This window comes from Candidatus Methylacidiphilales bacterium (genome assembly GCA_025056655.1).
Taxonomy (GTDB): domain Bacteria; phylum Verrucomicrobiota; class Verrucomicrobiia; order Methylacidiphilales; family JANWVL01; genus JANWVL01.
In genome coordinates, this window is the sequence record JANWVL010000147.1 from 1 (window position 1) to 13,208 (window position 13,208).

A 13,208-nucleotide genomic window follows, 5' to 3' on the forward strand; every position below is an offset into this window, starting at 1 on the left:
ACACCCAGCCCCAAAAAGCTCAGGAAAGATTCTTCCAGCATCACGGTAGGAATAGTCAACGTCAAATAGACCAGCACAATCCCCCTCACCTGTGGTAGAATATGTTTCCACAAGATAGCAAAATGATTTTGGCCGAGCGCCCGAGCCGCTTGGATAAATTGTAATTCCTTAATCATCAGGACTTGTCCACGCACGATTCGTGCCATGGTGAGCCACTCGACGCAGCCTAATCCGATGAAAAGAAGCAAAATGCGTGCGTGCGGAAGTAGAGCATGGAGGTTGAGCTCGTGAAGAAGGCTCGTGGTAGGTTTATCCAGCAAGGTGATAATCAGAATGACAAAAATCAGTCGCGGTAGCGAATACAATGTGTCCACTAGACGCATTAAGAGATTATCTATCCAGCCGCCGAAGTAGCCCGCAAGCGCTCCTACTGTCACTCCGATCATCAGACTTATCGTTGCCCCAGTGATTCCTACTAACAATGTGATCCGCAGACCATAAGCTACACGGGTGAGCACATCTCGACCATGTAGATCAGTGCCTCCCCAATGTTCCCAAGATGGCGGTGAAAACTGACGTTCAGACCGCGCAGAAGGATCGTAAGGGCTGATCCATGGCACAATCACTGCAAAAGCTACGATTATTCCAAGAAGGCAGAACAATAGAGGAAACTGTCGTGATTCTGAATCCTGATGCACATTCATGAAAGTCGGATACGTTTGTCAACAAAGGTGTAAAGCAGATCTGTAACTAAATTAAAAAGAATCAGGAGCAGGCTGAATGTCAAAACGACACCTCCGATCAAAAAGACATCACGATTAAGAACGCTATTCACAAAAAAAGGCCCCATACCAGGGATGTGAAAGATAGTTTCCACGACGATTGAGCCCGTTAACAAATGTGCTGCAAGCGGACCGCAATACGAGATAATCGGAAGAATGGCGACTTTCAGGGCATGTTTGTAAACAACCTTATTTTCCGACAACCCCTTCGCTCGTGCGGTGCGGATAAAGTCAGAGGAGAGCACCTCGAGCAAAGAAGTCCTCATCAATCGCGCAATCGCAGCGGCTGCAGGTAACCCTAGACACAAGGAAGGCAAGACTAAAGCCAATGGCGAGTCGAATCCTGCAACTGGAAAAATTGGAATTGAGATGCCCCACATGAGGATTAGTAATGGTGCCAGCAAAAAGCTAGGGGTAGAGATGCCTACTAAAGCGATCAAGCGCGTGAAGATGTCGGTCGTCTGACCATGATGGGTCGCAGCAACGACTCCAAGCGGGATGCCGATCAAAAGGGCTATCAACAGTCCGGAAAATCCTAGCATCATGGAGATCGGTAAAGTCTGGGCCAAGATTTCGTTTACCGAACGATCCCGATATTTGGTTGAGAGCCGAAGATCCCCACGAAGTAGATCCATGAGGTAATAGAGATACTGTTCATGCACAGGACCGGAAATTTTGTAACGTGCTTCAAGTTCCTGAAGAACTCTAGGTGGGATAGTCCCTCGATCCAGACTAAATGGGCTTCCCGGGGAGAGCCGCATAAAGAAAAAAGTAATTGTGACCACAAGGAACAAAACAGGAATAGCCAGCAACAGACGCCGCAGGAGGTAGCTCAACATGGATTCTGCTCGGATTATGCGTGGGGAGGAGGAATTCGGATAACATTGACAGGATAGCGGATCTTAAGTTGCCCATCGAGTAGAATTTCAACGTGATAAATGCCATACTCCTTAAATTCAAGCCCCGTGAAAACATTCACGTTGGTGGTGTGACTTTCTACGTCTTTCAGTTCGAATTGAATCGTCGCCTCGCCTATCACGGTCTCCTCATCAGGAGCTACTATTTTCGTAACTTGAGTGTATTGGCCGCTGCCAGAACACCATCGAGTCCAGACACAAGCTTTAAATATTCGGATTGGCAAGCTAGGTGCGCCGATAAAATTGACGACACCAACGATGGTGTTGGATCCACTGGCCTCCATTCGAACGTCCTCGCACAAGAGTGAACCTTGCAGGTCTGGAATCATATTTGGACTTTAGAACATTACGGAAAAAACTGAAGCGATTATTTTAGGGATTAGCGTTGCGAAAAAATTTCAACTAATTTAACCTTCAATTATGTCTGATATTACACAATTCATAGCCCACGGAGCAGAGAGAATAACTCCACGTATTCTCAAGAATCTCTTACATCGTTTACCAATGTTAAAATTAGAATTCACACAAATTAAGGACCCCAATTATCCTCATTTAGTTGACCAACTCGAGTTTCTCTCAGATGCACTAGAGGATTCACTCGAAGAAGCCTACATCGACTTACCAATAGTTGCTGTAGCTGCAATAGCCTTTGCGATTATTTACGCACACAATGTCTCAGATCTAATCCCCGATCACATACATCCACTTGGCCATGCAGATGACTCTGCCGTAGTCAGAGGGGTATTAACGCTGTATGAGAAGGATTTACGTGCTTACGCTTTGTTCATTGGTGCAAATTGGGATAAAATATCCACCAAACCTTGAGCTAATTAAAGTTAAGATTAAAATTATTGCGTAATTTATATCTACTCGATCCATAGGGTGTAAGGCAGTTAGTTTGCCAAGATGGTCAAGAAAATTTAAAATAAAACGCATTTTTTTTGTTGCATTTTTTATTTAGCATCATATATTACTAGCATGAAAACAAATAAAAAATTCACTTTTCTGTTGTTGTATAGTTTGCTTTTTGGTTGTTTTTTTCTTGAAACTAAGGCACAGCCAGGTCTTACTTGGGCAACATATTACGGACACGGACACGGATCTGAAACTATTAACGATATCTTAGTCCTTTCCAATGGAAATGTAATCATAGTTGGCTATGGAGGATCGGAAGGTAATACATCGCCTTTGGTAAGCCCTGGTGCTCCTTATACGCAAGGAAATCCTTTCATCGCTTGTTTTAATCCGAATGGTGATCGCTTATGGGCTACTCGTTTTCCAGTAGGAAGTGGTCCTTTGCGCGAAATAACTGAAATCGGTGTAGGAGTGGATAATTCGCTATATGTTTGTGGCTTCACAGATTGGGATCAGCTCCCAACAACTCCAGGAGTTTATCAAGTATCCCACGGGGGATCATACGACGCCTTTGTTGCAAAGCTCAACCCGAATAACGGATCAATCATCTGGCTAAGCTACTATGGCGGTGTTGGTTGGGATCAAGCTAACGGTTTAGGAATTGCATCCGATGGGATATACATTTGTGGATCTGGCGGAGTAAATTATTCAGGCCCGCTTCCAGTTCATAAGCCTGCTCCCAACTGGCTTGATCAAGAAGAAGCCTTCTTGGCTAAATTTCATCCGAATAACGGCACTCTCATCTGGACCACTTACATCGGCGGAAGTGGAAACGACAAAGCGTTAGATGTTGTAATAGGAGTAAACGGCAATGTTTACGTCTCTGGTATCACTTCTTCTAGCAATAATATGGATACGCTCGGGCAAACTCCTCCACCGCCCGCCGGCTCAAATTCTAATTTTATTGCCTGCTTTAATCCATCCAATGGCCAAAGACTATGGAGTCGATATTTTGGAGAATCCTATAGTTTTCACTCTAACACTCTCGAAGCAGCATCCAACGGTGATTTGGTATTCTTCGCCTCAGTATCGGCAGGGCACTCAAGTCTAGTAACGCCAGGGAGTTTTCAATTGACGACTGACGCTAACCCAAGTAATCCAGGCTCGGTCATCGCCAGGTTCAACCCATCAGGAATGCTTGTGTGGGGAAGTTATTATTCTGGTAAAAATACACCTAGTAAAAAGGGACTAGCTTTAGACTCTCAAAATAATGTCTATATTACTTCCAACTATAATCATGTAGGTAACTTAATAACCCCAGGGGCGTTCAACTTACAGTCTACTTACGGAGGCTTCTACTTGGCAAAGTTCAATTTCAGCAACGGCCAAAGGATATGGGGCACAGTAGTCGGTGCGACGCATGGACCCGCTGGGGCTATGGCGATTGGTGTCGGACAAGGAAATAAAGTGTATGTTGGCGGAATAACGCCAGATGGGTTCCCCGCAAATACCTACCAAACTACTAAATCTGATTCCAGCGACGCATTCCTAGCACAATTCATTGAAATCCACGTAGATTTATCCAATGTCCCATCATGTGCTCACCCCGGCCAATCCATTAATGTCAACATTCCTGCCACGACACTCAGCAACTGCTACAACATCTCCCTTTCCGCCTCAGGACTTCCTCCAGGAATTAATTTTATCCCTACTGCAAATGGCGGACAGCTTCAGGGCACGTTTAGCACCGCAGGAACATTCACTCTAAACATCCACGCCAACAATTCCTGCGGACATTCCGGCACATTCAAAAAGGTCATCAAGGTCGGAAATCCGCCATTTCTTCCTGCACTCCCGAATGCAAGCGGAACCCAAGGTAACCCCTTCACCTATAACGTTCCAGCCGCTACTGTGTCAACCCACTTACAACCTGCAACCTACTCTGCTACGAATCTCCCAGCAGGCCTAACGATCAATTCCACAAACGGCCAGATCACTGGCACACCTACTGTTCACGGCAATTTCACAGCTAACGTCACCGTCACTGATGCGTGTAATTTCATCGCATCACAACCGTTGAGCATCAACATCGCTCCAGGATGCTTTATTCCAAATATGTCTATGTCCACGTCCTCTGATACTTGCAACTCCATTCAAATCACCTGGAACCCTATGAGCATCTGTCCATCCTCGACTCACATATCGTTCCGCTACAAACCTTCGTCTTCATCCACTTGGATAACAATCCCTGTAACATCACGTCCTGCGGTCAGCGCTGGTTCCTACACACTGATGAGCTTGCCTCCCGGCACATACGACATTCAAGCAGCCGTTGTTACCGGCGGACAAAACGGAACGGTCGGCAATTACGAAAACCTACCCGCCGCCACCATTACCTGTATTAATTCATCATCGTTGCCAAGCTGTGCCGTGGTCGGCGACAACCTCAACGCATCAATCACTATAGCCACGGGATGCCAGCCTGCAAACCTCACAGCGAGCGGACTTCCTCCAGGCATTACATTTACTCCCTCACCCTCGGGTGGAACGTTGCAAGGCACATTCTCATCTGCAGGCACCTACACAATCGCCATTCAAGGTCCAAGCAACTGCGGCAGCATCGTTCCTCAACTCATAACAATTAAAGTTGGCTCTAATCCTACTTCCCTACCCAACTATCCGCAACAGTATGGTCTCGTAGGACAAGCTTTTAACTACAACGCCTCGGGAAATAGTGATTCCAACTTTAATCCCACCTCCTATTCCGCCACCGGCCTGCCTCCTGGTCTGAGCATCAATTCCTCAACGGGTGTAATATCAGGCACTCCCAACTCGGCCAACTTATTCAACGCCACGATCACACTCACTAACACTTGTGGCTCGGTCTCGTCTACACTTCCCATACAAATTATTCCCAATCAAGCCTGCCCAGCCTTTTCTCTCAACCCAACAGCCTCAGCACTAAACTGCACAAGCATCAAACTCGACTGGACCTCGGCCTCCGGTTGCACAACCTCCCATTACCTTGCCATCCGATACAAAATCTCAAGCGCATCAACTTGGACCAATCTCCCCAACGCCTCTAGACCAGCCGTCAACGCAAATACTTACACAATAACAGGGCTGACCCCCAACACGACATACAATCTCCAAATCCAGGTCGTAGCAAGCCAATCGGCTGCACCCAACAACGCATCTTGGATCGCTCTGCCAAATATAAACCTCCCCACTTGCCCACCTCCACCTGTTATCACAGGGCCATCAACTATTAACCATTGCGCTTCAGGAACTTTGAGCGTTTCTCTCCAAGCTACCAACTCCCCCAGCAGTTGGGCTCATCTGGGTGGTTTACCCACTGGACTTACATTAAACACCTCCACAGGTGTAATCAGCGGAACAGCCGCTGCTGGCACATACAGTGCAACCTTCACTGCGACAAACTTTAGTGGCACAAGCTCTCCATATGTCACAATCATAATTGTTAACTCCTCTCCTACGATTACCTCTTCAAATACGGCCACTACAACAGCAGGACAATCATTCAGCTACACCCTTACAGCGACTAGCTCTCTCACTCCCACCCTCACCATAACTCCGATTAATCCTGCCCCTGGACTCTCCATTAATGCCAGCACCCTAAGCGGAACACCAACTACACCTGGCACATATACATACTCCCTCAATGCATCCAATTCCTGTGGCACGACCTCTCAAACGCTTACACTAAACGTCTCACCTGCTGCCCCACCTGTATTACCGCCGATCTCCAATCCCCCATCTATTGTCCAGGGATCGCCGATTTCACCCATCACCCCCAGCGCGCCCACTGTCGCGTCTGGTTGTTCCCCAGTCACTTGGAGTATGAGCGGACATCCAACTGGACTAACCATAAATCCTTCAACAGGCCAGATCACTGGAACCCCCACACAGAGTGGAAACTTTACCGTCACAGTTACTGTAACCGACAATTGTGGCGGATCTGCATCACAAACATTTACATTAAATATCACACCCGCCACCTTGCCCACTATTACTTCCCCCACAAGCTCCTCTGCAACTATGGGACAGCTCTATAACTACTCCCTCACTGCTACGGGAACCCCTACCCCTTCATTGACCATCACCCCTCTCACCCCAGCGCCCGGCTTGAATATCTCAGGAAATACTATTTCAGGCACTCCGACAGCAACAGGAACCTTCACATACCTCCTGACGGCAACTAATACCGCAGGAACGACCACGTCCACCCTGAGCATTGCTATTACAGCTCCCCCTCCGTCCATAAATTACTTCCTCACGCAAGCACGTCTTCGCGCCATGCACGGAGGGTTCCAAGGAGATATACCGTTAATTCTAGGCGGAAGCATCCCCACCGTTGATCCTCGCCGTCATAACGTCTCCCGTGAACTTGTGCTCATATTTTCACCCGCTACCAGCAATATCACCACCATAAGCATTACGGCCTCTGATCCAACAATACTCGGCACGCCCATCTTTTCAAATAACAACATTGTTCGCGTGCCCGTTCAAAATCTCGCCAATAACACCACCTACACTATTCAACTCTCAACCGTTAACGGGACGACGATCGGCAACAACAACTCCTTCAGCTTTAGAATCGTTCGCGGCGACATCAACAACACAAACAGCGTGAATGCAGTTGACGTCAACACGATTCAAGCACACATCGGTCAGCCTATTTCCAACACCAATTTCAGATACGATATCAACGCCGATGGCAACATCACCTCCCTAGACGTCACACAAGCACAAAGCAATTTAGGAGGCAGTGCACCTTAAGGCTTTTCGATTATTACACAAGCGCTCTTCACCCCCGCTCTCTTATAATTCAAAATGATGAGATTGACTGGACGCCTATTTTTAAGGAGTAGGGCGAGCTAAAACCATGTCTTCCTCGGCTGGAGACAAAACTTTCCATTCCCCAACCTCGAGGCCGTCAAGAAAGAATAAGCCTATCTTTACACGAACAAGCCGAAGACAAGGATGCCCCACCGCGGCCAGCATACGGCGGACTTGACGGTTTTTCCCTTCCGTCAATGTAATCTCAAGCCAAGCAGTGGGGACAGTCTTTCTAAAACGAATGGGCGGAATCCTCTCAGGAAGTTGAGGATCCGATGTCAAAATTTTGGCTTGACAAGGGCGCGTGCGATACCCGCGGATAACCAGTCCCCTTTTCAAAAGACCTAGAGCTAAATTGCTAGGCGTCCCTTCTACTTGTGCAAGGTAAGTGCGAGGATGAGCTTGCCGAGGGTGTAAGAGACGCTTATTCCAGTGAGGTTCATCGCTGAGAAGAAGCAAGCCTTCGCTATCGGCATCGAGGCGTCCTATGGGATAGACGTGGGGTGGAAAACCGAATCGCGCTAGGGTAGGTTTCTCTGTGCCGTCGCTGGTAAACTGCGAAAGAACCCCATACGGTTTGTTAAAGGCGATTAACATGAAACCTTAATGGTGAGCGCAGGGAAATTATGGCTCCGGAGGTAGGGATCGAACCTACGACCAATCGGTTAACAGCCGACCGCTCTACCGCTGAGCTACTCCGGAATGTTGCAGAAAACTAAGCTATTAACGAACTGCACCCGAAATGCAAGGGGAAATTTAGCCGAGTGTGCGACGGAAGAGCCAAAGTGCAAGCCAGGTAAGAAGACAAAATGCGATGAAAAGAATAAAGAGCTCTTTGCGCTCTTTATACTGGGTTTTGCGGAGTTGACGATGAGGAGGCTCTTGTATTTGATCTTCAATAAAAGATTCCAAGCTCACATCCATCTTCCATGTGGGGAGTTTTTCTTTCGTGTGAGTGGCAATCTTCTTTTTGTAGATGAGCTCAAGCTGCTTTTTTCGCGCCTCTCGTGCAAGACGTCTTTTTTGTAGGCGAAGGTCGCGCTCAGCACGCCTGATGGGATCGCTACCTAAAATTGCAAACATGAATTGAGAGAACAAACAAGACTACTTTGTTAAAAAGATAACCGCGATGATTAAAAGCGTGATGATAAGGGGCAAAGAGTAGGCAAAGCCCATCAGACAGTAGTGTAAAAAAGAGAATGGTCGCGCAGGGACCTGAGGCTGAGTCCGCTCTTGTGGTGAATGGGTAGAGTAGCTGTGGGTGCGTTGCCAAGCTTGAATTTGTGCATCAGCGTTTGCACATACGGCTTGCGCTTCCTCGATGATGGCCATGGCGCGGTTGAGCTCATCACGGAGATTTTCGGCTGACCAAGTTTTCTCATCTATGGAGTCGAGATTTTGTTTTTGTTGCTCATAATTCCGAAGGATAATGTTTATGGTTTCACGTTCGTTATCGAGCTCTTGTGCTCGGGCTTCGACTTTCACAATATCTCGTAGAAGCTTTTCGTTGATTTTTTGGAATTTGTCGCGGAATTCGTAATGTTTTTTTCGAAGTTCATTCAGTTCGCGTTGCCGCCTCTCAGCCTCTGAGAGTCTGCGATCAATGAGATTTTTATCCCGAATGAGATTCTGGACTTCTTCGTCTGTCTCTTGAAGGCGGAGGTCGATCTCTTCAGCAGTATAGGCATCGGGATGAGGCGGTTCGTTGGAACTAGCAGGCGGAGTATTTTTTTCCGGAATGAGATCCTCCGGTGGGGTGGAGAGTCCTATTGGGCTTTTAGTTTTTGTCATAGCAACGGAGTTCTAAACGTTGTGGAAATAAAGACTTCATAGTTGGATGTTGAATACGACGATTATGAAATAGACGCTAGCAGCGATGAAAAGAATCAGGAATAGCGCATGGAGGTAGACCCATGGAATATTTTTTGTGGCAGATTTCGGGTTTTGGGCGAGATTTTTGTATTCAGCAGAAGGTGGTTTATATTCTATGTCGGAAAGGTCTGGGAATGGGGTGGGCTCTGGAAGAGGTATGCCGTCTCCGGAATATTCGGATTGATAGAGGAATTCAACATTGCCAAATCGGATGATGTTACCAGAGCGAAGTTTAATTTTATCAATCCGTTCTTCGTTCACATAGGTGCCGTTGGTTGAGGATAAATCGGTAAGGGTATAATCTTGCCCGTTGGTTGAAAGCTCTGCGTGGTGACCAGACAAACTTGGATGGGGTATGACGATATCATTATCTTCTAATCGTCCCACAGTGTGAATATTTTGAGTGAGGTTGAAGGAAAGGCCAGGGAACTCGCTGCTACGTGCTATGAGCTGTGGCATGGCTTAGATAATTATCGCTTTGTTTGGATGTTGCAATTCTTTTTACGTTTTTTTTATTTTTTAAGAATAGCGAGTGGCAGGTCTGAAAATCGATATATCAGGATTGCGGTTAGCAATAAGATTAGTGCCGAAGTCGAAATCCAAATGCCAAGATTCCACCCGGGGGAAATGTATTCAAGAATGATATTGTGAGAGCCGGGGTTAATTGGCAGGGAGAGGAATGTGTAGTTGGCAGGGATGGGAGTGTAGTGATACTGGGCGCTGTCGGGCAACCCGTAGGCACGCCAGCCCTTGGAGTAGTTGGTCGAAATGACGAGTAGCGCAGGATTGTGAGCTTCAACTCTTATATGATATTTACCAGGACTGCGATTGAGGATTTCCACAGTGGAAGGTGGGACGTTTGGGGTGATTTCCTTATAGAAAAAACCTTCGGGGATCTTTTCAATCACGGCCTCCTGATCAAAACGAAATTCAGGGTCTGCAATTCTTGAGAGGATCCACGTGGGGTGTGGCTCAATGTGAAGAGTCGAAACGAGAAACGCCTCGTCCGTGATTTTAAAAGGGGATTTAGCTATCCATTTAGGCTCATTTGAAAGTAAATCTGCAATGCCATAAAGGCGCAAAGGAGCATGCATACTGTGAAATTGGAAACGCTGGGGAAGGTATTGGGTAGCGCGGTCAGCTGGTAAGCCAAGCGAATAAGTGACATACTCTGCGTAGCGACGAAAAACAAAAGGGTCTAGTCCCCAGAGATCGTGATAGCGATACATCAGTGCGATATTTGGATTGGAGGGATTATGTAATCTAGCTTCGGGTGGGAGCTCCTGGAGGATTTTCTTTGCTTCATTTGATAGAGTGATTGGCTTATGGGAAACATGGAGTGGACGTGTATAAAGCAGAATATCAACCGTAGTTACGACTATTAGAATTAGAGTTCTGATTTCACATGAAAGCTTAGGGATAGCTAGAGATATAGCCATCAGAGCACTAATTATCGCTAAAAAGAAGAGCTGAGGCCCGATAAAGCTTGTTGCCTTTTGAATAAAAACTGCTATAGAATCTGGAGAAATTTTGAAATAACTTTCGCCAGTTAGCTGAATGTGCTGAAAAAGAAAGTATACAAGGTCATTCACGAGACTTCCTAATCCGCTAGGATTAAGGAAAAAAACAGCTAAAACAGCGCTAAGAGAGGATAACACGAGTAAAATTCTTATATAGAACTTGTGCTTCTTTTTTTCCTCTAAAAAATAGACTATACTTTTCAGGGAGAGTATTAGCATAGTAATCAAGAATACGTGTGTAAACTTTGATGTTCCTCTAAATGATGAAAAACCCGGCAAAATCATATATAGAATATCGAATAAAAATGTCTGAGAGCCTAGTGCTAAGAACAGGCTGATCAGAGAGATTAAAATTAAAGGCTTGTTGCTGTGCCAGAGCTTTTTAACTCCAAAAATTAACGCAATAGCAGGGATAATACCGAAATATATTTGCATCTCCCATAAATAGTGCCTTCCCCAATATGGAAGATTTAGATTATCACCTAGATAGTATGGCAGAAGTAGAGTTAGTATATTTTCAATAGGAAATGAAAAAGTGGAAGCCATCTCATAAGTCAGCTTAGATCTAAGTGTTTCAGACATGCTGAAGAGTGTAGGAACCCACTGTATAGCTGTTATACTAGCCATAATAACGAGAGCTGCTAAGTAAACAGAGCTTATAGAAAGAACTGACAGCCACTGCTTTTTCATCAATCGCGGAAACATCAAAATTAAGATATAGAGACTAAGACATAGAATGAGGTAATATAGATATTGAATATGCCCGCCTAGCAATATCATCGAAAATCCAAATGCTAAAGCGAAAATGGAAGGCACTAGTTTTTTGAAAGGCAAAATACTCAACGGATTTTCGCTAATTGTGTTAAAGATTTTATCAACCATATGGAAACATAGTGGAATCCATGCTAGCGAATTGATATTAGGTAGGTGGCCAGCATAAACATGTGGATAGACGACGCCGGATAGTGACCAAATGATCCCTCCTAGCGCTGCCCAACAGTTTGGGATTGAATGATAACGAGCCCAGTTAAAAAAAGTAATCCCTCCAATGAGAAGATGGATAACAATCAAAAAATCGATCGCTGAATTTATTGGAAAAATTAAATAAGCTAGATGAAGAGGATAAAAGATACCAGTCTGAGTGCCTGCGATAAACGGGAAACCGCCGAATAAATAAGGATTATAATGAGGACATCTCCCGCTTTTGATTTCATCTATGGCATAGGACCTCCAAGAATAGAATTGGCCAGCTATGTCAGTATGGATTGATGAAAGGATCTTGGAATTATCGATTAGATCAAAAAAATGAATTGCCCCAAGCACAAGGGCAATGAGCAACCACCAGTTATATCGGCAACTGGTAAGCGAATATAACTTCTCCTTCAGCACTAGATTAAGTGCTTAGCCCTCTATAATAAATGCGGCAAGTAATAAAATACTTAACCCTTCTTTATGCTTATCCCGATTTTTTGGCGACGTCTGGCCTCAAAAATTACGAGAGAAATGAGTAATAATGCGATCGCAGCATAGGTGCTGGGCTCTGGGATAGGAACCACCTCCCACAGCGATGCACCATGTTGAATAATTTTGTAACCTGGAGCAAATCCTGTGAAGACGAATCGCGAATCTGTATATTCACCTGGTGCAAATCCTCCCGGTGTGCCACTAAAATAGATGCGGTCGGTGTTTGTGTTCCCTAGATGTGGAACACCGGTGTAATTGTTTATAGTCAGGGTATTGGTGTTGCCAGCGAAGTTTGTGTATCCGTTAAAGTGGACAAAGGATGCTCCAGCTCCCATGTCTAATGTTGAATTGGCATCCAGTGTTAATGCTCCCATACCGGGTGTGGTTGCAGTGCCTTCGTGAAATCCTCCGGTATTAAATGTGCCGCCGCTAAAAATCATAGCTGTGCTATCCCCAATCTGATTTGCTGCTGTTTTGAGAAGTGTGCCGCCATCTATCCATATTCTATTTGGTGCTACTGAGTTTGAGTTAGCGGCTTGATCGAGTCTGACTGTGCCAGTGAGTCCAGTGGGAGTGTTGTTGGGAGCAGTATAACTCGCGTGGGGATGGCTTCCTCCCCCAGGAACCGGATTGATAACCAAGGTTGATGTTCCTGTGTAGCCAGAACGATTATTAATCGCTCCGCTGAGTGAGACAATAGATGATCCTGGAGCACGGACATCAAGCGTTACATTTCCGTTGGGGGCTACAGTGACACCAGTGGAGGTATCGGTAACGGAGGTACCGAACTGGATAGGACCTGAGAAGGTTGTAGTCCCAGATGTGTCGGTAGTGCCGATATAACGGTTCCCTACATTGCTACCTCCCGTTGTGGCTGCGTTTTGTGCCACAGCAATTGAAGCGCTGAATGTTGCTCCGCCGTTGACGATGATTCCCGT

Annotated in this window: 11 protein-coding genes and 1 tRNA gene; 2 read left to right on the forward strand and 10 right to left on the reverse strand. The window is 45.9% G+C overall.

Features of this window, described 5'->3' with window-relative positions; genetic code table 11:
- The 3 genes from NZM04_09465 to NZM04_09475 form a co-directional block, all read right to left on the reverse strand.
- A partial coding sequence (locus NZM04_09465; protein MCS7064248.1) for an ABC transporter permease occupies positions 1–704 on the reverse strand: 704 nt, incomplete at its 3' end.
- On the reverse strand, positions 701–1,621 hold the full coding sequence (locus NZM04_09470) for an ABC transporter permease (protein ID MCS7064249.1): 921 nt from the start codon (positions 1,619–1,621) through the stop codon (positions 701–703). The genes NZM04_09470 and NZM04_09465, both read right to left, overlap by 4 nt.
- Before the next feature lie 14 nt (positions 1,622–1,635).
- On the reverse strand, positions 1,636–2,028 hold the full coding sequence (locus NZM04_09475) for a hypothetical protein (protein ID MCS7064250.1): 393 nt from the start codon (positions 2,026–2,028) through the stop codon (positions 1,636–1,638).
- 91 nt (positions 2,029–2,119) lie between these two features.
- On the opposite strand from NZM04_09475, the gene NZM04_09480 reads away from it, so the two are divergent.
- A complete protein-coding gene (locus NZM04_09480; protein MCS7064251.1) occupies positions 2,120–2,524 on the forward strand; it encodes a DUF1232 domain-containing protein in 405 nt (134 codons plus the stop codon).
- A gap of 153 nt (positions 2,525–2,677) precedes the next feature.
- Positions 2,678–7,354, forward strand: coding sequence for a putative Ig domain-containing protein (locus NZM04_09485; GenBank protein MCS7064252.1), 4,677 nt, complete (start codon positions 2,678–2,680; stop codon positions 7,352–7,354).
- A gap of 81 nt (positions 7,355–7,435) precedes the next feature.
- On the opposite strand, the gene NZM04_09490 is transcribed toward NZM04_09485, so the two are convergent.
- From NZM04_09490 to NZM04_09520, 7 genes are all read right to left on the reverse strand, one after another.
- A complete protein-coding gene (locus NZM04_09490) occupies positions 7,436–8,011 on the reverse strand; it encodes a pseudouridine synthase (protein MCS7064253.1) in 576 nt (191 codons plus the stop codon).
- Between the two features lie 30 nt (positions 8,012–8,041).
- Positions 8,042–8,116 (reverse strand) — tRNA-Asn (locus NZM04_09495).
- A gap of 54 nt (positions 8,117–8,170) precedes the next feature.
- Positions 8,171–8,497, reverse strand: coding sequence for a hypothetical protein (locus tag NZM04_09500; GenBank protein MCS7064254.1), 327 nt, complete (start codon positions 8,495–8,497; stop codon positions 8,171–8,173).
- Positions 8,498–8,518: 21 nt separating this feature from the next.
- The gene (locus NZM04_09505; GenBank protein ID MCS7064255.1) at positions 8,519–9,205 is read right to left on the reverse strand and encodes a hypothetical protein; all 687 of its coding nucleotides are present in this window, start codon (positions 9,203–9,205) and stop codon (positions 8,519–8,521) included.
- A gap of 36 nt (positions 9,206–9,241) precedes the next feature.
- Positions 9,242–9,745: an FHA domain-containing protein gene (locus NZM04_09510; protein MCS7064256.1), complete on the reverse strand. Its 504-nt coding sequence runs from the start codon at positions 9,743–9,745 to the stop codon at positions 9,242–9,244.
- Between the two features lie 53 nt (positions 9,746–9,798).
- On the reverse strand, positions 9,799–12,144 hold the full coding sequence (locus NZM04_09515; GenBank protein ID MCS7064257.1) for a YfhO family protein: 2,346 nt from the start codon (positions 12,142–12,144) through the stop codon (positions 9,799–9,801).
- A gap of 101 nt (positions 12,145–12,245) precedes the next feature.
- Positions 12,246–13,208 (reverse strand): hypothetical protein (locus NZM04_09520; GenBank protein MCS7064258.1); only part of this gene is annotated, 963 nt, incomplete at its 5' end.

Bases quoted from the DNA above. Each gene is read 5' to 3' on its own strand.
- NZM04_09470 (MCS7064249.1), bottom strand. From the start codon at position 1,621: ATGTTGAGCTACCTCCTGCGGCGTCTGTTGCTGGCTATTCCTGTTTTG.
- NZM04_09475 (MCS7064250.1), bottom strand. From the start codon at position 2,028: ATGATTCCAGACCTGCAAGGTTCACTCTTGTGCGAGGACGTTCGAATG.
- NZM04_09480 (MCS7064251.1), top strand. From the start codon at position 2,120: ATGTCTGATATTACACAATTCATAGCCCACGGAGCAGAGAGAATAACT.
- NZM04_09485 (MCS7064252.1), top strand. From the start codon at position 2,678: ATGAAAACAAATAAAAAATTCACTTTTCTGTTGTTGTATAGTTTGCTT.
- NZM04_09490 (MCS7064253.1), bottom strand. From the start codon at position 8,011: ATGTTAATCGCCTTTAACAAACCGTATGGGGTTCTTTCGCAGTTTACC.
- NZM04_09500 (MCS7064254.1), bottom strand. From the start codon at position 8,497: ATGTTTGCAATTTTAGGTAGCGATCCCATCAGGCGTGCTGAGCGCGAC.
- NZM04_09505 (MCS7064255.1), bottom strand. From the start codon at position 9,205: ATGACAAAAACTAAAAGCCCAATAGGACTCTCCACCCCACCGGAGGAT.
- NZM04_09510 (MCS7064256.1), bottom strand. From the start codon at position 9,745: ATGCCACAGCTCATAGCACGTAGCAGCGAGTTCCCTGGCCTTTCCTTC.